This window comes from Pelagibacterium montanilacus, from assembly GCF_003992665.1.
Lineage (GTDB): Bacteria > Pseudomonadota > Alphaproteobacteria > Rhizobiales > Devosiaceae > Pelagibacterium > Pelagibacterium montanilacus.
In genome coordinates this window covers 1-21,916 of sequence record NZ_RZMX01000002.1, presented here as the reverse complement: position 1 = coordinate 21,916, position 21,916 = coordinate 1, and the positions used below count along the sequence as shown (strand labels likewise).

At 64.2% G+C, this 21,916-nt stretch carries 23 protein-coding genes; 16 read left to right on the top strand and 7 right to left on the bottom strand.

Features of this window, described 5'->3' with window-relative positions:
- Positions 1-65 precede the first annotated feature (65 nt).
- The gene (locus tag EO136_RS00935) at positions 66-959 is read left to right on the top strand and encodes a LysR family transcriptional regulator (RefSeq protein WP_127142602.1); all 894 of its coding nucleotides are present in this window, start codon (positions 66-68) and stop codon (positions 957-959) included.
- Between the two features lie 125 nt (positions 960-1,084).
- Here the strand turns inward: EO136_RS00935 and EO136_RS00930 are convergent, their stop codons facing one another.
- A complete protein-coding gene (locus EO136_RS00930) occupies positions 1,085-1,393 on the bottom strand; it encodes a hypothetical protein (protein WP_127142601.1) in 309 nt (102 codons plus the stop codon).
- 59 nt (positions 1,394-1,452) lie between these two features.
- On the opposite strand from EO136_RS00930, the gene EO136_RS00925 reads away from it, so the two are divergent.
- A complete protein-coding gene (locus tag EO136_RS00925; RefSeq protein WP_127142600.1) occupies positions 1,453-2,352 on the top strand; it encodes a LysR family transcriptional regulator in 900 nt (299 codons plus the stop codon).
- A 1,107-nt stretch (positions 2,353-3,459) separates the two neighbouring features.
- On the opposite strand, the gene EO136_RS00920 is transcribed toward EO136_RS00925, so the two are convergent.
- The gene (locus tag EO136_RS00920; RefSeq protein WP_127142599.1) at positions 3,460-4,662 is read right to left on the bottom strand and encodes a pyridoxal phosphate-dependent aminotransferase; all 1,203 of its coding nucleotides are present in this window, start codon (positions 4,660-4,662) and stop codon (positions 3,460-3,462) included.
- A gap of 114 nt (positions 4,663-4,776) precedes the next feature.
- Here EO136_RS00920 and EO136_RS00915 point away from each other — a divergent pair, with 114 nt between their 5' ends.
- Positions 4,777-5,211 (top strand): CBS domain-containing protein, encoded by a 435-nt coding sequence (locus EO136_RS00915; RefSeq protein ID WP_127142598.1) that lies wholly within the window; start codon positions 4,777-4,779, stop codon positions 5,209-5,211.
- 17 nt (positions 5,212-5,228) lie between these two features.
- On the opposite strand, the gene EO136_RS00910 is transcribed toward EO136_RS00915, so the two are convergent.
- Positions 5,229-5,636 (bottom strand): DUF2147 domain-containing protein, encoded by a 408-nt coding sequence (locus EO136_RS00910; protein ID WP_127142597.1) that lies wholly within the window; start codon positions 5,634-5,636, stop codon positions 5,229-5,231.
- A gap of 342 nt (positions 5,637-5,978) precedes the next feature.
- On the opposite strand from EO136_RS00910, the gene EO136_RS00905 reads away from it, so the two are divergent.
- The 3 genes from EO136_RS00905 to EO136_RS00895 all read left to right on the top strand — a co-directional run bounded on the left by EO136_RS00905 (position 5,979) and on the right by EO136_RS00895 (position 7,792).
- Complete coding sequence (locus EO136_RS00905) at positions 5,979-6,581, top strand: thymidine kinase (protein ID WP_127142596.1); 603 nt, start codon at positions 5,979-5,981, stop codon at positions 6,579-6,581.
- The gene (locus EO136_RS00900; protein ID WP_127142595.1) at positions 6,578-6,994 is read left to right on the top strand and encodes an acyl-CoA thioesterase; all 417 of its coding nucleotides are present in this window, start codon (positions 6,578-6,580) and stop codon (positions 6,992-6,994) included. The genes EO136_RS00905 and EO136_RS00900 overlap by 4 nt, the downstream gene beginning before the upstream one ends.
- Positions 6,995-7,144: 150 nt before the next feature.
- Positions 7,145-7,792 (top strand): SH3 domain-containing protein, encoded by a 648-nt coding sequence (locus EO136_RS00895; RefSeq protein WP_127142594.1) that lies wholly within the window; start codon positions 7,145-7,147, stop codon positions 7,790-7,792.
- A gap of 132 nt (positions 7,793-7,924) precedes the next feature.
- Here the strand turns inward: EO136_RS00895 and EO136_RS00890 are convergent, their stop codons facing one another.
- A complete protein-coding gene (locus tag EO136_RS00890; RefSeq protein ID WP_127142593.1) occupies positions 7,925-8,659 on the bottom strand; it encodes a polyamine aminopropyltransferase in 735 nt (244 codons plus the stop codon).
- 182 nt (positions 8,660-8,841) lie between these two features.
- Here EO136_RS00890 and EO136_RS00885 point away from each other — a divergent pair, with 182 nt between their 5' ends.
- Positions 8,842-9,237: a septal ring lytic transglycosylase RlpA family protein gene (locus EO136_RS00885; RefSeq protein WP_127142592.1), complete on the top strand. Its 396-nt coding sequence runs from the start codon at positions 8,842-8,844 to the stop codon at positions 9,235-9,237.
- 70 nt (positions 9,238-9,307) lie between these two features.
- On the opposite strand, the gene EO136_RS00880 is transcribed toward EO136_RS00885, so the two are convergent.
- Positions 9,308-10,486, bottom strand: a complete 1,179-nt coding sequence (locus tag EO136_RS00880) for a BaiN/RdsA family NAD(P)/FAD-dependent oxidoreductase (protein WP_127142591.1) — start codon at positions 10,484-10,486, stop codon at positions 9,308-9,310.
- Positions 10,487-10,938: 452 nt separating this feature from the next.
- On the opposite strand from EO136_RS00880, the gene EO136_RS00875 reads away from it, so the two are divergent.
- Together EO136_RS00875 and EO136_RS00870 are read left to right on the top strand one after the other, a co-directional pair.
- Entirely contained in the window at positions 10,939-11,298 is a 360-nt protein-coding gene (locus tag EO136_RS00875; protein WP_127142590.1) for a hypothetical protein, read from the top strand.
- Between the two features lie 77 nt (positions 11,299-11,375).
- A complete protein-coding gene (locus EO136_RS00870) occupies positions 11,376-12,203 on the top strand; it encodes a L,D-transpeptidase family protein (protein WP_127142589.1) in 828 nt (275 codons plus the stop codon).
- A gap of 7 nt (positions 12,204-12,210) precedes the next feature.
- Here the strand turns inward: EO136_RS00870 and EO136_RS00865 are convergent, their stop codons facing one another.
- A complete protein-coding gene (locus EO136_RS00865; RefSeq protein ID WP_206513240.1) occupies positions 12,211-13,590 on the bottom strand; it encodes an aminotransferase-like domain-containing protein in 1,380 nt (459 codons plus the stop codon).
- Between the two features lie 103 nt (positions 13,591-13,693).
- Here EO136_RS00865 and EO136_RS00860 point away from each other — a divergent pair, with 103 nt between their 5' ends.
- The 7 genes from EO136_RS00860 (at position 13,694) to EO136_RS19060 (ending at position 21,077) form a co-directional block, all read left to right on the top strand.
- Entirely contained in the window at positions 13,694-14,557 is an 864-nt protein-coding gene (locus EO136_RS00860; protein WP_127142588.1) for a DMT family transporter, read from the top strand.
- Positions 14,558-15,273: 716 nt separating this feature from the next.
- The gene (locus EO136_RS00855; RefSeq protein ID WP_127142587.1) at positions 15,274-15,564 is read left to right on the top strand and encodes a type II toxin-antitoxin system prevent-host-death family antitoxin; all 291 of its coding nucleotides are present in this window, start codon (positions 15,274-15,276) and stop codon (positions 15,562-15,564) included.
- 18 nt (positions 15,565-15,582) lie between these two features.
- Entirely contained in the window at positions 15,583-15,879 is a 297-nt protein-coding gene (locus tag EO136_RS00850; RefSeq protein ID WP_127142586.1) for a type II toxin-antitoxin system RelE family toxin, read from the top strand.
- 391 nt (positions 15,880-16,270) lie between these two features.
- Positions 16,271-16,960, top strand: coding sequence for a class I SAM-dependent methyltransferase (locus tag EO136_RS00845; RefSeq protein ID WP_127142585.1), 690 nt, complete (start codon positions 16,271-16,273; stop codon positions 16,958-16,960).
- Between the two features lie 518 nt (positions 16,961-17,478).
- On the top strand, positions 17,479-20,076 hold the full coding sequence (gene uvrB / locus EO136_RS00840) for an excinuclease ABC subunit UvrB (protein ID WP_281280363.1): 2,598 nt from the start codon (positions 17,479-17,481) through the stop codon (positions 20,074-20,076).
- Between the two features lie 158 nt (positions 20,077-20,234).
- Positions 20,235-20,705, top strand: coding sequence for a hypothetical protein (locus EO136_RS00835; protein ID WP_127142584.1), 471 nt, complete (start codon positions 20,235-20,237; stop codon positions 20,703-20,705).
- 3 nt (positions 20,706-20,708) lie between these two features.
- Positions 20,709-21,077 (top strand): dCTP deaminase domain-containing protein, encoded by a 369-nt coding sequence (locus EO136_RS19060; protein WP_425466577.1) that lies wholly within the window; start codon positions 20,709-20,711, stop codon positions 21,075-21,077.
- Here the strand turns inward: EO136_RS19060 and EO136_RS00830 are convergent.
- The gene (locus EO136_RS00830; RefSeq protein ID WP_127142346.1) at positions 21,026-21,838 is read right to left on the bottom strand and encodes an IS5 family transposase; all 813 of its coding nucleotides are present in this window, start codon (positions 21,836-21,838) and stop codon (positions 21,026-21,028) included. The two genes, EO136_RS19060 and EO136_RS00830, sit on opposite strands and share 52 nt — an antisense overlap.
- Positions 21,839-21,916: the final 78 nt, after the last annotated feature.

The window sequence follows — 21,916 nt, the reverse complement described above, 5'->3', positions numbered from 1 at the left end:
GGCCGGGCCGGAACGGACGAAAACCTTGAGTCGGCAGGCGACTCTCGAGCAGAAGGAAGCCGGGGATGCTCGATTGGGATAAGCTGCGCATTTTCCATGTCGCCGCGGAATCGGGAAGTTTCACCCATTCGGCCGAAAAGCTCGGCATGTCCCAGTCGGCGGTCTCGCGCCAGATTTCCGCGCTCGAGGAAGATCTTTCGCTCAAGCTTTTCATCCGCCATGCGCGCGGTCTGGTGCTCACGGAAGTGGGCGAGCAGCTCTTTCGCACGGCGCACCGCATGGCCTGGGAGTTGCAATCGGTCCAGGCCCAGATGACCGAAAGCCAGGACGTGCCCACCGGCCCGCTTCTGGTCACCACCACGGTCGGGTTCGGTTCGACCTGGCTTACCAAGCGCATTCACGAATTCGTCGAGCTCTATCCGACCATCCAGCTCGAGATCAAACTCAACGACGCCGAACTCGACCTCGCCATGCGCGAGGCGGACGTGGCCATCCGGCTGCACCGGCCCAACCAGTCCGAGATGATCCAGCGCAAGCTCTTCACCGTGCACTTCCACATCTACGCCTCGGAATCCTATCTCGCCGAGAAGGGCCGGCCCGAGACCATCGAGGATCTCGACAGCCACAACATCATCACCTTCGGGGAGCCCTCGCCCTCCTATCTGGGCGATGTGAACTTTCTCGAGCGCATCGGACGGCCCGATGGCAATCCGCGCCGCACCAACCTCAAGGTCAACGCGATCTACGGCATGATGCAGGCCTGCCGCCAGGGCATCGGCATCGCCATGCTGCCCGATTACATCACCGAGGAAGAGCCCAGCCTGCAACGCGTGCTCGACGACATCGACCTGCCGGCCTTCGAGACCTATTTCGTCTATCCCCCCGCGCTCAAAAGCTCCAAACGCGTCGGCGTCTTCCGCGATTTCCTCGTCGAAAAGGCCCGCGACTGGTCCTATTGAGCCGTTACGGAGACTCCCTCACTGCTGTCACGGTAAAAGCCGGAGCCCGGCGGCCTCGCCAGCCGCAAGTGAGCGCTCTCCGCACGGCTTCGAACGGGTCACGCCGCCGGCCACTTCGCCGCCGTTCAATCATCTGTTTGCCCGGTGATCAGCCTGTGACATACGATCGCGTCGCGTGCGGGATGGTCGGTGTGCTTTTTCACCCGGAACAGGTGCGCAAGCCGCAGCACCCAACGCTTGAGCGCTTTCGAGCGTTCGCGGTTTGCCTTCAGCGCCAGTTTCTCAAGTTCGGGCGTGGAACGCGTCCATATCGTGTAATGCGACACCTTGATCTCCATGGTCTGGCTGAAACAGGGGACACGGATGGAGCCTTGATCCTCACCGGACTGAACTTTGCCTGGGCCACCGAGCACCATCGCAAAATATTGCCTCATTCAGAATCACTCAAGACAACTTACTTGCCGTGTAGCGTGATATAAATTAACGTAAGACCATGTCCCGGCTTCTCCCTAACCTGAACGCTGTCCGTGCTTTTGACGCAGCGGCCCGCCATCAAAGCTTCACCCGTGCCGCCGAGGAACTCGGCGTCACCCATGGCTCGGTCAGTCGCTACGTGAAGACTCTGGAAGACGACCTTGGAATACAACTGTTCGAACGCCGCCACAGGCAGGTGGCGTTGACACCTGCTGGCGTGCGCTATGCCGGGATCGTCGCCGAGGCACTCGTGCTGATTTCGCTCGAAACCGGCGCCAAGGCTCTCCAGGACGCCAAGGGTAAAGTGGTACTCGAAGTGGATTCCGATCTGGCTTTGCTTTGGCTGATGCCACGAATGAACCGGTCGGCACTGGATGCTCTGGAAGTCGATATTGAACTGCGCTCTTATCCAGAGCCGCCACGAACGATCGCGCCACACACGGATCTCGCTATCACCTGGGGGCCCCTCGACGTGCCGGGCTACTCAAGGGAACTGTTGTTGAGCTTTTCAACGTTTCCTGTCTGCACACCGGACATTGCCGCCGAGATTCACCGTACCGGGCTGGTCAACCAGAAATTGATCCATGACCGGGGGATGGGAGCCTGGAACGAGATACTCCAGCGCCTCGGGCTGACGATGTCCTCGGCAGCGGGTCACCTGATCTTTCACCGGACCTATCTGTGTCTCGATGCAGCCGTTCGCGGGCTCGGGGTCGCTGTCGGTGACGACGTCACCGCAGCCGAGATGCTTAAAGACGGGCGACTTGTTCGTCCGTTCGACCTGAAGCTGCCAGGTCGAAACGCGTTTCATCTGTCCATGGGGAACCGTGCGCCGATCCGACCGCCTGCAAAGGCTGTTCGCGAGTGGCTGGTGGATCAGGTCAATGATCATACGCAGTGGGCAGGCAGACAGGAGTGAGCAGGACAGGTGAGCCCGGATCTTCGCTGAGGTTACGGTGATCGGGGAGCGCTTTTCCGATGCGCGAAGGTGCCGAAATCCCGGCAAGAGATGTGCTTTGCAGATTCGAGAGCGGCACAATCCGGCTCATGCCTATATCGGCATAAGACCCGCTCAACAGAAAATCCCAGCAAATCCGGGGCTTTCAGAGCCATGCGTTTTTTGCAACCCTGACATGTCAGTCATGCACTTGTGGCGCAGAACTCTAAAGACTACTTACCCGGCAGACATTGCGCGTCTTTCCTCCTCCTCCCTTTGGGCGCGCTTGATGTTCCCTCCTTCAAGAGGCTCTGCCTCTTGACTCCGGCCCCGCTCTCCCCTCGAGCGGGGCCATTTTTTTGCCCTGTCGCAGGCGGGCCTCCCCTCCCCCCAACCCATCCCGCGCGAATCGGAAAAAGCCGCCGGCACCTCGCGACGTTCATATGTCTAGACGTCTGCAGAAAATGCATACCTGCCATGCCTGATGACGACTTGTTCGGTCGTGATTAGGCGGGCATATAGGGGGCGTCAGACGGGCAGCGCGCTTTCTCCTCCTCCCTAAGCCCCCTGCCTGTGACACATAGAGTGGCGAAGGTACCTCCTCCTCCCGCCGGATCCACTCCTGAAGGCCGTTAATCGAACCTCCTCCTCCCTCGATTATCGGCCGAAAGTTCAAAGGCTCCACCCTCATCCTCCCGGGTGGAGCCTTTTGCTTTCCCGGCTCCCCCCACTCCCACGCACTGCCACCCTGCTCGCCATCGCCCTGCCGCGTTCGCGGCACACATGCCCAAACAATGTGCAGAACAAGGCAGTGCCTAATGCATGGCAGGTATGCGCAATTGCGCATTGTTCGACGCGGGCCCGAGGAGCATATTCGGGGCGTCAACAGAGCGACGCGCCTTTCTCCTCCTCCCTAAGGCCCCTCGCTCCTGACACCGAGCGGACGATGTATCCTCCTCCCACGTCCTCTGCTCAAGCGATCGGCGCCGTCTCCTCCTCCCTCGGCTCGGTCGTAAACTGTGAGATTAGGGCTTGCCCTTTTATCAAGGCTCCGTCCTCGGACGGAGCCTCTTTTTTTGCGCGACAGCCTCAGCCGAGCCCCGCGCAGAACGCCTGGATCCGGGTCACCGCTTCGCGCAGCTCCGCCTCAGAGGCCGCATAGGACAGCCGAACATGCCCGGCCAGCCCGAAGGCGCTGCCATGGACCAGCGCCACCCCGTGCTCGGCAAGCAGTGCCATCACGAAATCCTCGTCGGTCGCGATCTTGCGCCCGCCCGCGCTCGTCATCCCCAGCGCCCGCGCGCAGGAGGGAAACACATAGAACGCGCCCTCGGGCACGAGGCACTCGAGCACGTCGCAGGCGTTGAGCCCGGCCACCACCAGGTCGCGCCGCGCCTGGAACGCCGCCCGCCAGTCGTCGAGGAAATCCTGCGGCCCCTCGAGCGCCGCCAGCGCCGCCCATTGCGAGATCGAGGACGGGTTGGTGGTCGATTGCCCCTGCAGCTTGGTCATCGCCTTGAGGATCGGCCGCGGCCCCGTGCAATATCCGATCCGCCATCCGGTCATCGCATGCGATTTCGAGACCCCGTTCATGGTGATCGTCCGGCCCGCAAGGTCCGGCGCCACCTGCGCGATGGTCGCGAACTGCCGCCCGTCATAGACCAGCGTCTCGTAGATGTCGTCGGTCAGAACATGCACCTGGGGGTGGGCCCGCAGCACATCGGCCAGCGCCCGCAGCTCCCCGGCGCTGTAGGCGGCACCCGAGGGGTTGGACGGCGTGTTAAGGATCAGCCATTTGGTCGCCGGGCTGATCGCCGCCTCGAGCGCCGCCGGGGTCAGCTTGAAGCCCTCCGCCTGGCTCGAGGGCGCGATCACCGGCTCGGCGCCGGCCAGCCGCACGATCTCGGGATAGCTCACCCAATAGGGCGCGGGGATCACCACCTCGTCGCCGGCGTTGAGCGTAGCGAGCAGCGCGTTGAAGATCACCTGCTTGCCGCCCGCCGAGATCATGCAGTCCTCGGGCCCCACATCCAGCCCGTTGTCGCGGCGGAATTTCTCGGCCACCGCGCGCTTGAGCTCGGTGATCCCGTCCACATAGGTGTAGCGCGTCCGCCCTTCATTGATCGCCGCGATCCCTGCGGCCCGCACATGCTCGGGCGTATCGAAATCGGGCTCGCCGGCCGAGAGCGCGATCACGTCCTCGCCGCGCGCCTTGAGCTCCTGGGCAAGCTGGGTGATGGCCATGGTGGCGGAGGGCTGTACGCGGGCCAGCGCGTCGGACTGCATGTCCATCGTCATTCCTTTCGGGCGGCGGGATCGGGGGTCGAAGCGCGACCAAACTGGCGCTTGCGCATTATCCTGACGCGAGTCAAGCTTTCTCCACCGCGTGGTCTGGGAGGAATCACAATGTTCATCGAAGCCATCATCGCCGACAAGGGGCGTGACGTCGTGACCATCGGGATCGATGCAAGCGTTGCCGATCTCGTCGCAACCCTCGCCGAGCACAATATCGGCGCGGTCATCGTGTGCGACGACGCGGGAAAGCCCAAAGGCATCGTCTCGGAACGCGATGTCGTGCGCCAGCTCGCCCGCAGCGCCGCGGACCTCATGGACCGCCCCGTCAGCACCATCATGACCCGCAACGTCCAGTCCTGCGCGCTCACCGACACCATCGACGCCGCCATGGGCATCATGACCCGCGGCCGCTTCCGCCATCTGCCGGTCATGGACGGGGGCGAGCTGGTCGGCATCGTCTCGATCGGAGACGTGGTCAAGCGCAAGATCGCCGTGGCGGAAGAAGAGGCCGGGGCGCTCCGGGACTATATCTCCGCAGGCGTCTGACCCCGGACCGCCAGCCCCTACTCGCTGACGCGGCTGAGCCTGATGTCCTCGCAGATCACGAGGAGCGCGCAGGCCTGAAGATCCATCCGGTCCGGGCTCGTCTGCTCGACCGTGCCGGAAATCCTGAACCCTTCCAGCGTCACGGTCCCGCGCCAGAACCCGGCGCGCGTCTGGCGCGCATCGCTGAACATGTAGGTGTCGAGATATTTGACGTTGCGGGCGTCCTTCTTGTCCTCCTGGATCCAGATCAGCCGCGCGCACAGCGACTGCCCGTCCTCGCCGCAGAACTCGAACTGGTAGCGCGATTCCTTGTTGGCAGGCTCCCACACCCCCCTTGGGTCCAGCGTCTGGGCCTGCACGGCGCCCACCCCGGTCAGCCCCAGAACAAGGGCGGCAGCGCCCGCCGCGATTTTCGATACTGCCATGGTCTCGACCTCCGTGAGTGCAGGATTGCCTTTGATGCCGCAATCGGGCTGAACCGCTGATGAACCTGAGCTCACCATGAGGTCATGGCGATGTCACGGCGGTGTCATGGCAAGACGCTATGGATATCCTGCACGCGGCATCACCCCGCCGCCTGCGCCCGCAAATGGCCGGCACCCGCGCCGGCTCGCCGAAGCCCCTTCGGCCCCCTTACGGTCGCCTTCGTGGCGGCCGTCTTTTCTTGTCGCGCCCCTTTCCTGTGGAACGCGCCACCCCCCGCCGCCCATTGCCGGCCGGTTGGGGTATGGATACCGGACCACCGATCAGCACCCGGGGCGCTCCGCATGGCCAAGCTCTACTTCTCCTATGCGGCGATGAACGCCGGCAAGTCGACCATCCTGTTGCAGGCCTCGCACAATTATCGCGAGCGCGGCATGCGCACCCTGCTGCTCACCGCAGCGCTGGACGATCGCGCCGGCACGGGCGTCATCGCCTCGCGCATCGGGGTCTGCGAACAGGCGCTGCTCTTTCGCGAAGGCGACGACCTTTACGGCACGATTCTGGACGCCCATGCCGAGGGCCATCTGCACTGCATCTTCATCGATGAGGCGCAGTTCCTCACACCCGATCAGGTCTGGCAGCTCGCGCGGGTCGCCGACCGGCTGAAAATCCCGGTGATGTGCTACGGCTTGCGCACCGATTTCCAGGGCAAGCTCTTCCCCGGTTCGGCCGAATTGCTGGCCATCGCCGATTCCCTGCGCGAAATCCGCACCATCTGCGCGTGCGGTGCCAAGGCCACCATGGTGGTGCGCCAGGGCCCGGACGGCACTCCACTCGTCGAAGGCCGGCAGGTCGACATCGGGGGCAACGACAAATACATTTCCCTTTGCCGCGCCCACTGGGAAGAAAAGGTGGGACGCTGGCCCGGAAAAGGAACCCGCCAATGAGCGCCACGACCAACCCAGCCATCCCGACCCAGCCCGACCCCAAGGGAGCCCTCACGATCCGCACCATGGCCATGCCCGCGGACACCAATGCGGCCGGAGACATCTTCGGGGGCTGGGTGATGAGCCAGATGGACATCGCCGGCGCCATCGCGGCGGTCGAATATGTCGGGGGCAGGGTCGCCACCGTCGCTGTCGAGGCCATGAGCTTTATCGCGCCCATCCATGTGGGCGACGTGCTGTGCATCTACACCTGGATCGACCGGGTGGGCACCACCTCGATCAAGGTCGGCATGGAATCCTGGGCCAAGTCGCGCGCCAACCCCGAGCGGATCAAGGTCACCGAGGGCCATTTCATCTATGTCGCGCTCGGCGAGGACGGCAACAAGCGACAGATCGAGAAGCCTTCCCCCTGACCGGAGCGTTCATGTTGGGTTCAAGCGCCCCCTTGTAGCGTCCTGGCATTGAGTATGGCGCTCCCCGACCCGGGAGGGCGCCCAAGGGAACCGATCGGCATATGCGGACTTATCGCAAAAAGCCGATGATGCCTCGCAAGGGAGAGCAAGATGAACATCCGTAGATTTGCAGCAGCTACACTTCTGGCTGTGACCGGCCTTTTCGCCGGCGCGTCCATCGCATCGGCTTATGACGCCGCGGCGACCACCGCCCTCAACGTCCGGTCCGGCCCCGGCACCAATTTCAACGTCATTGGCGCCCTGCAGACCAATCAGGTCGTCAACGTCATCGAGTGTAACGCCGCCAACACCTGGTGCCGCATTCAGGATCGCCGGCTCGAGGGCTGGGCGTCCGCACGCTACCTCCAGCGCGTCTCGGGCGCACCGTCCCGCCCCTCGCAGGGCGCGACCCGCCCCAATGTCGGCATCTCCATCGGCACCGACAATTTCTCGTTCTCCATAGGCACCGGCAATCGTCCCGACAGCCGGCCAGGTGTCCGTCCCAGCCGTGACCGCGTCTGCTTTTACGAGGATTACAACTATCGTGGCCGCAGCCTGTGCGCGACCCGTGGCGAATCGGTCCGCTCGCTCGACCGGCGCTGGGACAACCGCATCCGCTCGGTCCGTGTAGAAGGCCGCGCCGAAGCCACCGTCTGCTCGAACCGCAACCTTTCGGGCCGGTGCGCGGTCATCGACCGTGACACCCGCAATGTCGGGTTCCTGCGCGACGACATCTCCTCGTTCCGCATCTCGCGCTAGAGCGTTTCCAGGACAAGTGGAAACACTTTTCCGGTTCGGAAACGCGACAAATTAAAGACTTAGAGTTCCTGATTTGATCAGAACAGGAACTCTAACAGCGCTGCAAACGAGCACATCAGGGACCGGCCGCGCTCAGCGGCCGGTCTTTTCGTGTCTGGCCACATAGACCGTCTGGATCGCCTCATTGTCCTGAAGCGGATTGAAGAACCGCACCTCATGGGCGCGGGCGGCACCGAACACGTCGAGAAGCCTTTCGGCGAACCCCTGATCTGGCCGGTCGTTGGACCAGAGCGCAAAGACCCCGCCCGGCTTAAGATGCTTGCCGATCTGTGCCAGCCCGTCGGGACCGTAAAACCCCGCGCTGGCCTGATTGAGCAGCGCCTCGGGCGAATGATCGATATCCACGATCACCGCATCGAACCGCCGGCCCGGACTGTCCGGATCGAACCCCTCTTCTCCCGCCGCCATGGCAAAGAAATCGCCCAGCACGAACCGGCAGCGCGGGTCCGCGGTCAGCCCCTCGCCCAGCGGCACCAGTCCAGCCTCGTGCCAGTCGATCACCGGCTGGAGCGCGTCGACCACGATCAGATCTGACACCCCCGCCGCATCGAGCACTGTGCGCGCGGTGTGCCCCAGCCCCAGTCCGCCGACCACGACTTCAAGGCCATCATTGGCCAGCTCGGCCAGCGCCAGCCGGGCCAGTTCGACCTCCGAGACGATGAACTGGCTGGACATCAGGAACTCCTCGCCCAGCTTGATTTCAAAGACATCTTCGCCCGTGCGCAGATCGCGCCGTCTGCGCAGGCTGACGGCCCCGATCGATGTCGGACGGTAGTCGATCTCCTCGAACAGGGCCGAAGCCACCATGGCGTCTCTCCTTCTCGCGCGGGCCCGGTGCTCACGCAAATGTGTTGCAATAATACAATGGTTCCGGCTGAAGAGCCCTAAAAGAGCACTTGCCCAGTTCCTGCCCGATTCGGCTCAAAGTCTCGCCCCAACTTCTTGTAGAACGGCCCCTGCGTCAAAACAGAAGTAGGGCCGAAAAAGGCATGAAGTTTATCAAGAGCGCGGCACTGGCCGTCGTTATACTCACAGGGTCAACCCCACTTGCTATCTCCACCACCGCCGCGCAGGAAACAGCTGTCGTCCAGACCCTTTCCGGCGTCGCTTCCTGGTATGGTGGAAAGTTCCATGGCCGCACCACGGCCAATGGCGAAACCTACAACATGCATGCGATGACCGCAGCCCATAAGACCCTCCCCTTCGGGACCCAGGTCGTGGTCACCAACCAGAACAACGGCCGCTCGGTCGTCGTCAGGATCAACGATCGCGGGCCCTATGCGGGCGGACGCATCATCGATCTCTCGCGCGAGGCCGCCAATCAGATCGGCATGATCAATGCCGGCACCGCCAGCGTCAAAGTCGAAGTCCTCGGCGGCGCCTGACCATTTTGGAGGGCAGGCACGGCCACAGGCCAAGAGCGCGTCAGATGCTCCCGGGTCCCGCCTGCCCTTCTCACACGGCCTCTCCGGCCACAAAGCCTGACGACCAGGCCCACTGGAAATTGTACCCCCCCAGCCAGCCGGTCACGTCCACCGCCTCGCCAACGAAATGAAGGCCGGGCACCGCCCTGGCCTCCATGGTCCTGGATTCGAGCCCCGCGGTATCCACCCCGCCCAGCATCACTTCGGCTGTCCGGTACCCTTCCGAGCCCACCGGCTTGAGCGTCCAGCCATTGACCGCGCCCCCGATCGCGCGCAGCGCCTTGTCCGACTGCCCCCCGATCGGCCCGTCGAGCCCCGACCATTCGGCGATCGATTGCGCCAGCCTGCGCGGCAGGATCTCGCCCAGCACCGTCTGCACCGCCTGCTTTCCATTGCTTGCGCGCGCGCTCCGCAAGGCCCCGAACGCATCGACCCCGGGCGCCAGATCGACCGTGATCGCCTCCCCTTCGCGCCAGTACGAGGAAATCTGCAGGATCGCCGGGCCCGAAAGCCCTCGATGGGTGAACAGCACCGCCTCGTCGAACCGCGTCTTGCCGTGCCCGACCCGCCCGGCGACCGATATCCCCGAAAGCGGCTTGGTGCGGCCCAGAAGTCCCGGCTCAAAGGTCAGCGGCACCAGCGCGGGCCGTGTCTCGGTGACCGCCAGCCCGAACTGGCGCGCGAAATCCAGCCCCCAGCCCGTCGCCCCCATCTTGGGGATCGACTTGCCCCCGCTCGCCACCACCAGCCGCCGCGCGGTGACCGGCCCGCTCGAGAGCGCCAGCCTGAACCCTTCATCGGACTTCTCGACCGCCCCCACGCTGGTCGATAGCGCCATCCGCGCGCCCGCGGCCTCCATCTCGCCCACCAGCATGTCAATGATCTGGCGCGCCGAGCCGTCGCAGAAGAGCTGCCCCAGCCCCTTGTCGTGATAGGCAATGCCATATCGCTCGACCAGCGCGATGAAATCGGCCGGCCGGTAGCGCTTGAGCGCCGAGATCGCGAACCGCGGATTGCCCGACAGGAACGCCCCCGGCACCGTGCCTGTATTGGTGAAATTGCACCGCCCGCCGCCCGATATCCGGATCTTTGCGCCCGGCGCGTCGGTGTGCTCGACCACGAGCACCGAGCGGCCCCGCTTCGCGGCGACCGCCGCGCACATCATTCCCGCGGCGCCCGCGCCCACGATCACCACATCGTAGTTGTCCATGCCATCACACTCCCGGCACGCGTTCCGCGACCATGTGCTCGCTTACCAGACCCCGCCCGCGCGGTCATCGCCCGGCCCGCCCCCTGTGGAGATAAACCGAAAATTTACGCTCAATTGCAGATTTCTCCGCAAGCTCCGGTTAAGCGCTCATAGTCGGGCCCGGGGGATCATTTGAGTGAACCGGGCCGTCTGGACGGACCGGTCCCATAGGAGGTTCAGTCCCATGTCCGACAAGCTCGTCACGCAGAAGGCCGTCTCCATGACCATCGCCGCGCTCGCCGGCGCGGGCATGTGCGGCCTGTTTACCATGGTGCTCATGGTCACCGGAGCACTGGCCGCCTGAGGCCGGTGTTGCCGCGCGACCACACCCGGGCCGCAGCCGCCCGCGCCTCACTGCTCCGTGAACGCGCTTGGGGTGACTTTGCACGCCGCCCTGCGTATCGCTTCTCCCCATGGTGCGATTGCTGACATTGGCGCTCCTCGCCTTCACAACGGTGTTTCTCGCGGCCAGCCTCACCCTGGCGGCCGCGCCCGCGCCCCGTGCGCCCGATTCGCTCGAAATCTGCGCCCCCGCACCCGTCCAGACCATCGTCTCGGCCACCACGGCCCCCAATTTCCTGCCCTGCCCGAGGGCCGGCCGCCACGCCAAGGGCGCCCTGCCCTCCTGCCCGCAGGATCGTGACCTGCCCACCGCAGCCCCCGCCTTTGCGGGCGAGCCCGCCCCGGCGCCCCGGATCGCGGTGCCCGTGCCATGCCTTTCGCTGGCGCTCCAGCCCGGCATCGATCCGCCGCCGCCCCGCCCGGCCGCCTGACCCTTCGACGCCCCGAGCCCCGTTTCCCCGCCTGCGCGCACCGCGCCCGGCCCCAGAGTATTTTGCGAGACCCGATCATGACCACTTTTGCCCCCGCGCCCTCCCGGCGGCGCGTTCTGGCCGGCATGGCCAGCTTCCTCACCCTTGCCGCCGCCGGCTGCTCCACCACGGTCCGCCAGCCCAGCGTGCCCGCACAGCCCGCGCCCCCGCCGATCCCGGACCACGTGCTGCGCATGTACGCGGCCATGCCCAACGAACAGTTCCCGGTCCCGGCGGTCGATCTGCGCTATGTCGAGCCGCGCTATTTCCGCCAGGAAGTGGACTACGCGACCACCGAGCCCGTGGGCACGGTTATCGTGGATACCGGTGCGCGCTATCTCTACCACGTGCGCGAGGGCGGACGGGCCATGCGCTATGGCGCCGGCATCGGGCGCGCGGGCTTTGAATGGTCGGGGCGCGGGCACATCGCCTATGGCCGCGAATGGCCCGTCTGGACCCCGCCGTCCGAGATGGTCGACCGCCAGCCCGAGCTCGAGCAGTGGCGCAATGGCCAGCCTCCCGGGCTCGACAATCCGCTGGGCGCCCGCGCGCTCTATATCCATGAGGGCAACCGCGACACCATCTACCGCGTCCACGGCACCGGCGAGGCCTGGACCATCGGCAAGGCCGTGTCCTCGGGCTGCGTGCGCCTTCTCCACCAGGACGTGATCCACCTTCACGACAACGTCCGCTGGGGCTCGCGCATCGTGGTGATGGCCGATCTCAACCAGCCCGCGACCCTCTCTGACGGCGTCGATCCCGCGCTGGGCCAGACCGGCCAGACCATGCCGGCCGCACAGCCGCAGATGTCGACCCCCGCCCCGTCCGGCGGCGGACTTCTGGGGCGCTCGACCACCATGTGGTAGCGCCCGCTCAGCCCTCGGCCAGCAGCCCTTCGAGCGCCCCGAGCACCGCCTCGTCCTCCATCTGGGAGACGTTGAAGCGCATGAAGCGTCCCGCCGCGCGCGAGACGCTGAACACATTGCCCGGCGCCAGGACGATATCGCGGTCCAGCGCCCGGCGCGCCAATGCACCCGACTCGATCCCCTCGGGCATGCGGCACCACACGAACATCCCCGCCGCCGGGTGATGCCAGGGCACCAGCCCCATGGCCTCGAGCCGCGCAATCGCCCGGTCCCGGGCGGTTGCAAGCCGTGCCCGCATCGCTTCGGTCGCGGTGCGGAACGCCCCGTCGCTCAGCGCCGCCAGCACCAGCTCTTCATTGAGCCGCCCGCCCCCGAACGCCGTGGCGATCTTGAGGTCCACCAGCCCCTCGATCCAGTCGGCCCGCGCCGCGATGAACCCGCAGCGCGCCGCCGCCGAAAGCGTCTTGGAAAAACTGCCGATCTGCACCACCCGCTCGAGCCCGTCCAGCCCCGCCAGCCTTGGCGCCGGCGTGGTCTCGAAATCGGCGAAGATGTCGTCCTCAACGATCGTCATGCCATGGGCATCGGCCAGCTTGAGCACCCGATGGGCCACCGCGGGCGAGAGCGTCGCTCCCGTGGGATTGTGGATCGCGCAATTGGTGATGTAGAGCCGCGGCCGCTCGGCCCCCAGCACCGCCTCGAAGGCCGCAAGGTCCGGCCCGTCGGGCCTGTGCGGCACGCCCACGATCCGCACCCGGTGCGCGCGCAACAGCGCCTGGAAGTTGAAGTAACACGGATCGTCCACCAGCACCGTGTCCCCCGGCTCGAGCAGCAGCCGGCACACCAGATCGATCGCCTGGGTCCCGCTCTCGGTCAGAACGATCCGGTCGGGCGCGGCGGGCACACCCCGCTCGGCCAGCCGGCGCGCGATGAGCTGGCGCAGCCCCGCAAGCCCCAGCGGCGTGCCATATTCAGAAAAAACGCTCGCTTCCGCCCGCGCCAGCTTGCGCAGGGCCCGGCGCAGGCTGGCCTCGGGCAGCCAGGACGGGGGCAGCCAGCCGCAGCCCGGCTTGGGGCGCGCATCCTGGGCCACCAGCGACTGGCGCGACACCCAGAACGGATCGATCTCCATCTCCAGCCGCGGCCCCATCGCCGCCAGCGCCATGGGGGCGAGCTGGTCGGCCACGTAGAACCCCGAGCCCGGCCGCGCCCTGATCGCCCCTTCCGCCGCCAGCCGGTTATAGGCCTCGACGACCGTCGAGACCGACACCTGCTGGCTGCGCGCCATCGCGCGCACCGAGGGCAGCCGCGCTCCGGCGGAAAGGCTGCGCGCCGCGATGCGCCCGGTGATGGTGTCCATCACCATTTCGGTGCGGGTCTGGGCCATCCGTTCTGTGTCCTTGACCAGTACAGTTTGTCGATTCCGTACCGAACCGTAACTGGCGCCGGCGCACCGGACAACCGATAAGGGCCCGAACGGAGGGGCTTTCATGGATCGCGCGACAAGCGGCTGGATCAGCGGACTGATCGGCATCATCATCTTCAGCGGCTCGCTTCCGGCGACCCGCGTGGCCGTTCTGGCCTTCGATCCGCTGTTTCTCACCGCCATCCGCGCGGCCATTCCCGGCGTTCTGGCCATCGGCCTGCTCGCGATCATGAAGGCGCCCCGCCCCCGGCGTGAGGATCTCTTCCCCCTCGCCATCGTCGCCACAGGCGTGGTGGTGGGGTTTCCGCTCCTCACCGCGCTGGCGCTGGTGCACATCACCTCGGCCCAGTCCATCGTCTTTATCGGGCTGTTGCCGCTCTCGACCGCGCTGTTCGGCGTCTGGCGCGGCGGGGAGCGGCCCAAGCCGGCCTTCTGGGCGTTTTCGGTCATCGGCAGCGCGCTGGTCGCGGGCTTTGCGGCGTCCTATGGCGTCACCGCCGCGCCCATCGGCAACGCGCTCATGCTGGGCGCCATCATCATCTGCGGACTGGGTTACGCCGAAGGCGCGCGCCTGTCGCGCACGCTGGGGGGCTGGCAGGTCATCTCCTGGGCACTGGTGCTCTCGCTGCCCGTCTCGCTCCCGCTCACCGTCCTGCTCAACCCCGGCGGCTTCGAAGCGATCACCCTGCCCTCATGGCTCGCGCTGGCCTATGTCTGCCTCTTCAGCATGCTGATCGGCTTTGTCTTCTGGTATCGCGGCCTCTCGCTGGGCGGCATAGCCGCCGTCGGCCAGCTCCAGCTCCTCCAGCCCTTCTTCGGCCTCGCCCTCGCCGCCTTCCTCCTGGGCGAAACCGTCACCCCCCTCATGCTGGTCGTCACCCTGGCCGTCATAACCTGCGTCATCGGCGCCCGCAGATTCGGGCGGTAGGGCGCGGGTCACCATTCGGAGACCGAAGCGAAGCGTCGGCAACCGCATTCCAGCGATCCGGCCCAGAACGCCATACCCCCAAAGCACCCGGCCCATCGGACCCAACTGCCCATTCACCCGCCGCACGGCCCCAAACCACCGCCCCACCCCCATCGCTCCCCCGGCGAAAGCCGGGGTCCATGGACGCTGGCGCAGCGCACCTGTGCGGCAACCTTGGAGCAGAGCGCCGGCTCTCACCCGGGAAATCGCGGGGTGATACTTCAAGAGTTTTTGGTCGCATTGAAACTTCAAGCCTTGAGAAACAAAGCGAAGACCAGCTCTACGTGAGCCGTGCCCGCAAGCGCGACACAGTTGAGAAGGTAGAGGAGCTTCACAACTGCTAAATGCGTCCTAAGCCGCATAGCAGCTATCGTCTTGGCCAACGAGGAATCAGACAGAGGCAAATGCACGAAGGATCCGTTCCCGGGCGACCAGTGCATATCCAACCGATGTTCCCAACCGATCCCTTTTTGAAAGCTAATCTATGGCCTGCCCTGCTTGTCGTCGACGACAACGCGTTTCGCCGAGCAACGGGCAATAGGGGAGCGGCCATGTTACGTGGCACGAGGCTCAACAACGCTTCTACAAATTCGGAGAGCGCCTGACCCGGCAACCCCTTGTTCACCTTTAAATCGTACATTGACAACGAAACGTACGAATGGTAAGAGGTGTACGCAATGACCAAATTGGCAGAACAGAACATGACAGCAGGAGCGCCAAAGACCTACACAGCATCCGAAGCCCGAAGCAATTTTGCCGATCTTTTCAATGAAGCTTTCTATGGAGGGCCTGTTATCATCAGGAAAAGCTCGAGATCGGTGGCAGTTGTATCGCTAGATATGCTGGTTGCACTCACGGATAACGAGTCTAGAGCGGACGCAGAGCGCGCCCGCGAAGCACTAAAAGAATTTCTATCTGAGGGAGGAAGATCATGGACAGATTTGAAGAAAGAGCTAGATCTGGACTAGCTCTCCCTTGGGGGGAATATGGAAAAAATAGAAGTTGTTATCGGCCCCGCTGCTGAACGAGAGCTTCGCAAGCTCGATCAAAATTCACTTAGGTCAGCCGTGAAGGCGATCGACAAACTTCAATTCGACATGCGCCCTCGCGGGGTGGAAAAAATCCAGGGGCATCCTGGCTTTTACCGCATCCGCGTGGGCGCAATGCGTATCGTGTATTACCCGATGTCGAACCATCGTGTAGCGGTATTGGTGATCGCCGACCGCAAGAACGCCTATAAGGCGAACTCCGATTTAGAGACGAGGCTAAAGCACGCGGGCTGAACGCCCTCATAGCGTTGACGGTTGCTCTCGTGCGAGTTTGCCGATGCTATCGCCATCGTGTCGCTGGTGCGACCACTTGTGCAACATCGTGGCCTCTCCGTCATATTGCGTGGCACCGCGGCGCCCCAAGAAATGCCCAAGCTGCTGGATACCTTTTAATTGGGAACTGCACATGCAATTCATCGCAGATGTTTAACTCAAACGGTTTGGTACTGCCATTTCACGAGGCTTGGGTCGACGTGGGAGCAACCAGAAATTTAATGGCGTGGTGAGCGGTCGCCGTCAGAATGCCTTTGTGTATCGCAGCTTGACTGGCTAGCCCCCCCTCCCTTGCACCCCCACCCCACCTCCCTTATGTGACCCATAAAGTTACATAAGCGGAGCCCGCCCGATGTCCACGCCCCCCGCCGCCTCCGCGTTTGGCGCCAGCCATGCCGGGGCCTATGCCTCCTCCGCGCGGCGCACCGTGCCCGGGCTCGACGCTCTGCACCGCATGGTTGGCCTGCTTCTGGCCGAGGCCGTGCCCGAGACGGGCCGTGTGCTGGTGCTGGGCGCCGGGGGCGGGCTCGAGCTCGCCGCCCTCGCCGCCGCCCGGCCCGGCTGGCGTTTCGATGGGGTCGATCCCTCCGCCGACATGCTGGCCGCCGCCGCCCGCACCACCTCGGCGCACAGGGATCGCATCGCGCTTCATGAGGGCTATGCCGGGGACGCGCCCGCCGGCCCCTTCGATGGGGCGGTGTGCCTGCTCACCCTCCATTTCGTGCCCCGCACCGAGCGCATCCCCACCCTCTCAGCGCTCAGGGCCCGGCTCGCGCCCGGCGCGCCGCTGGTCCTCGCCCATATGAGCATGCCCCCGGCCGCCGACGACCCGGACGCTGGCCGCCGCCTCTGGCTGGCCCGCAACCTCGCCTTCGCCGGCACCGAGCCCGCCGCCATGGCCCCCTCCATCGCCACCATGGCCGAGCGGCTGACCATCCTCTCCCCGCACGAGGACGAGGCGGACCTCTCCGCCGCCGGGTTCTCCGGCGCCGCGCTCTTTTACGCCGCGCTGGGGTTCCGGGGCTGGGTCTGTCGCGCCTGACCCGCGACACGCCTCGTGCCACCTGAAAGCCCCATTCAGTCACCGTTCAGCCACGGGGGCGCAGTCTCGGTTCCATACAAACCCGGGCGACCCCCTCACAAATCCGTGTCAAGTCTTTTTGAAACTTTTCGCGGCGAAGGTGCGTTTACGGGTCACAGGCAGGCAAACAGAGGGCGAAAAAATGACCCAGAAAATTGTTCAGATGACCATCGCAGGCGCAACCGGTGCAGTGATGATTTCGATGATGACAGTCGTGATGGCGTTCACCGGCGCCTTTGCATAACAGCTACCCAACTCTGCCCGCTCCTCCCCCCTGACACAATAGGGCAGATTTTCCGGGCGCCGCATGCTTTCCCTCCTCCCGGCATGCGTGGCCCTGCACCACAACCGCCTCGCCGCGTCCCCCGGCGGGGCGGTTTCGCGTTCGGGCCTGGATCAACACTCCGCCCGCCGCCCGTTCCCACTTCGTTCCCGGCGTGGTATTGAACCTCACCCCCTCGAGCCCGATATGGTGCGGCATGGCCAGAGACAAGAAATCCCCTGCAGGCAAATCCGGAAACCCGGACTTCTCGATCGACGATTTCATCCGCGAGATCGAGAAGGCCGAAGACGCCCAGATCGCCAAGCCCCTGCCCCAGGAGCGCCTGCGCAACAAGCGCCGGCTCGACCGCGAAGCCGCCGCACAGGCCGAAGCCGAAGCGCAACCCCCGCGCCTCGCCGGCAAGGGCAAGGACAACGCCAAGGCCAACGCCCGCAAATCCTCCGGTGAGAAGAAGCCCATCAACGCCAGCGGCGAAGCGACGGGCCAGCCCGCCCGGCGCGAGGGCCCAAAAGGGAATGCCCGGAGCGAAGCGACGGGCATGACCGCCCGCGCGCCCAAGTCAAAGGCCAATGCCGTCGACCGCCCCACCAATCTCGATGGCTTTGCCGAGGCGCCCCAGGCGGGCTTTCACGCCCCCACCAACGTCTCCAATTCCTCCGCCGGCGTTTCAGCCACCGTAGCCGCGCTGGAAAAGATCATCGCCGAGGGCCGCAAGGAGGTCGAGGGCACCCAGGCCTGGCGGCCCCACCGTCCCGCCCGCACCACCAAGGACCGCGGCGGCATTCCCTTCCGGCTGGCGACCGATTACACCCCCGCCGGCGACCAGCCCACGGCCATCGCCGAGCTGGTCGAGGGCATCACCAATGGCGAGACCGATCAGGTGCTGCTCGGCGTCACCGGCTCGGGCAAGACCTTCACCGCCGCCCAGGTCATCGCCGCCACCAACCGCCCCGCGCTGATCCTCGCCCCCAACAAGACGCTGGCCGCCCAGCTCTATGGCGAGTTCAGGAACTTCTTCCCCGACAACGCGGTGGAATACTTCGTCTCCTACTACGACTACTACCAGCCCGAAGCCTACGTCCCGCGCACCGACACCTATATCGAGAAGGAATCCACCATCAACGAGCAGATCGACCGGATGCGCCACTCGGCCACCCGTGCGATCCTCGAGCGCGACGACGTCATCATCATCGCCTCGGTCTCGTGCATTTACGGCATCGGCTCGGTGGAGGACTACACGGCGATGACCATCTGGCTCGAAAAGGGCCAGCGCATCGACCAGCGCGAGCTGCTGAAAGAACTCGTCGCCCTGCAATACAAGCGCGGCGATATCGGCTTCGTGCGCGGCACCTTCCGGGTGCGCGGCGACACCATCGAGATCTTCCCCGCCCACTATGAGGATGCCGCCTGGCGCATCACGCTCTTTGGCGACGAGATCGAATCCATCGCCGAGTTCGATCCCCTGACCGGCAAGCGCGCGGCCGATCTCACCGCGGTGCGCGTCTTTGCCAATTCCCACCACGTCACCACCCGCACCACGCTCAACGCCGCGATCAAGGAGATCAAGGCCGAGCTCAATGCGCGCCTTCAGGAATTGAACGGCATGGGCCGTTTCCTCGAGGCCCAGCGGCTCGAACAGCGCACCCTGTTCGATCTCGAGATGATGGAGGCCACCGGGTCCTGCGCGGGCATCGAGAACTATTCGCGCTACTTCTCGGGCCGCAAACCCGGCGAGCCGCCCCCGACGCTGTTTGAATACCTGCCCGACGATGCGCTGGTCTTCGTCGATGAAAGCCACGTCACCATCGGCCAGCTCGGCGCCATGTATCGCGGCGATCTGCGGCGCAAGGCGACGCTGGCCGAATACGGCTTCCGCCTGCCCTCATGCATGGACAACCGGCCCCTGCGCTTCGAGGAATGGAACGCCATGCGGCCCCAGACGGTCTATGTCTCGGCCACGCCCGGCTCCTGGGAGATGGACCAGACCGGCGGCGTCTTCGCCGAGCAGGTCATCCGCCCCACGGGCCTGATCGATCCCAATGTGGAAATCCGCCCCGCCACCAACCAGGTGGACGACGTGGTCGACGAGATCCGCACCGTCTCGGCAGCGGGCTATCGCACGCTCCTGACCGTCTTGACCAAGAAGATGGCCGAGGATCTCACCGAATATCTGCACGAGCAGGGCATTCGCGTGCGCTACATGCATTCGGACATCGACACCATCGAGCGCATCGAGATCATCCGCGATCTGCGCCTGGGCAATTTCGACGTGCTGGTGGGCATCAACCTGTTGCGCGAGGGGCTCGATATCCCCGAATGCGGGCTGGTCGCCATTCTCGATGCCGACAAGGAAGGTTTCCTGCGCAGCGAAACCTCGCTCATCCAGACCATCGGCCGCGCCGCGCGCAATGTCGATGGACGGGTCATCCTCTATGCCGATACCATCACCGGCTCCATGGAGCGGGCCCTGGCCGAAACCAACCGCCGGCGCGAAAAGCAGCTCGCCTATAACGAGGAACACAATATCACGCCCCAGAGCGTGAAGGCGCGCATCAACGACATCGTGGATTCCGTCTACGAACGCGACCACGTCTCGGTGAAAATCCGCCCGGGCAAGGACGGCAAGGACACCATCCCCGTCGGCGCCAACCTGGCCACGGTCATCAAGGACATGGAAGCCCGCATGCGCGAAGCCGCCACCAACCTCGAATTCGAGCAAGCCGCCAAACTCCGCGACGAGATCAAGAAACTCCGCCAGATGGAAATGGAGTCGCTCGAGGGCCCGGGCGGTTAGGTTGCATAAGCGATATTGGCTGGCCCACCATGTCTGACTTCTGTGAATATCTAAGGTGGCTACTGCTCAACCAGCACGCTCGATGCTAGTCTAGAGCAAAGCCAATTTGGGAATCGCGTTCGCTTGCCCAATCCACGTTTGGATGCATCGGAGGACTGATGGACTTCAAGAAGCAGCAGCAGATTCAATATCAACATGACCTTAGCAATCACTTCGATATACTAGCGATGTCGAGAGTTGATAGAATCAAGCATTATGGCTTGCATTTTGCGAAGTATGCTGGCCGCTTCGCAAGAGGGAACTACGAGAAAAAATCTGAGAGCCAAACTCTAGTAGATGCTTTCTTGGTATCCCTCAGTGCTGCAAATGCCTTGAATCAGCTACTTGAAGAAACGCTGCCCCATAGCACCGAATTCGCGATATTCACTGACTACAGTGGAAGGTTCGCAGACGCGTGTGAGAAAATTGACCATCTCGAAGAGTTTCGCGATCACGCTCTCAATGCAAACTCTGCGATCATGGGTTGGCTTGTGGCCTTCGCTTCAATCCGCTCCGTTGACATTGTCCACCTGGCCGCAGAACGTCGCAACTTTCTAGCGCGTCGGGCGGTCTACGCAGAAGTCCAATAACAGATGTTTCTGTCGGGTGATTGGCTCAGAAACAACGGTTCGGGACTGGTCACGCCCTTCGACGAGAACCAAATCGATGGCGCGGCCTACACCCTGAAAGTTGGGGGCGAGGCGTATATTAGCCCCGAAGCTGGACAGCGCGGCAATCCGGAAATTAGACGACTTTATATAACTCAATCGTTAGCAATCCCGCCTGGGCAGTTCGCATTTCTTCTAACCAGTGAGGAGGTTAGTGTTCCATACGACCTACTCGCACTTATAAACATCAAAAATGGACTTAAGGTCCAAGGACTTGTCAACGTTAGAGTCGGTTTCGAAACTCATGACTGGCGGGCCAGTCGCCTCACGAGGAGCATGACCGAGGCGGCGTAAAGGAAGGTGGCTGCTGAATTGATGGTGGCCTCGAAGTCCTTTGCCAGGCGCCGGTTGCGGCAGATCCACGCAAAGAAGCGCTCGACCACCCATCTGCGTGGCAAGACGGCAAAGCCGACCTGATCCGGGGGCTTCTTGACGATTTCGACGATGATGTTGGTGGCGGTGGTCACGCGCTCATGATTGTAGCCGCCATCGGCCCATACATGTTTGATGAAGGGGAGCAGAGGGCGCGAGATCTGTAGCAGTGGTCCGCCGCTGTCTCTGTCCTGGATGTCGGCCGGATGCGGCTCGACCAGTAGCGGCCGCCCATCGGTATCGACCAGTGCATGGCGCTTGCGCCCTTTGATCTTCTTTCCTGCATCGTAGCCACGCGGGCCGCCGGCTTCGGTGGTTTTGACGGATTGGCTGTCGATTATGGCTGCGGACGGACTGGCCTCGCGGCCGGCGCGCTCACGGTCCATCATGACCAGGGCATGGTTGATCTTCTCAAAGACCGAGCCGTCGCGCAATGCGGCGAACCACCGATAGACGGTCGGCCAAGGCGGAAAGTCCGAGGGTAGGAGACGCCAAGTGATGCCGCCGCGCAGGACGTAGAAAATTGCGTTGATGATCTCGCGCATCGGCCAGGCCCGGGGCCGCCCCGTTCTACAGGCCGCAGGCAGGTGCGGCTGGATCAGGCGCCACTCCACGTCCGTCAGATCGGTCTGGTATCGCGTGGCACGACGGTTATGCTGTTCACGGGTGGTCGGGGTCCACATGACATTCTCCATGCAGGTCAGCAAACCGCTTGGAATCATGCCAACCTCGACCGCTCAACCCCTTTCGAAACGGCCTCT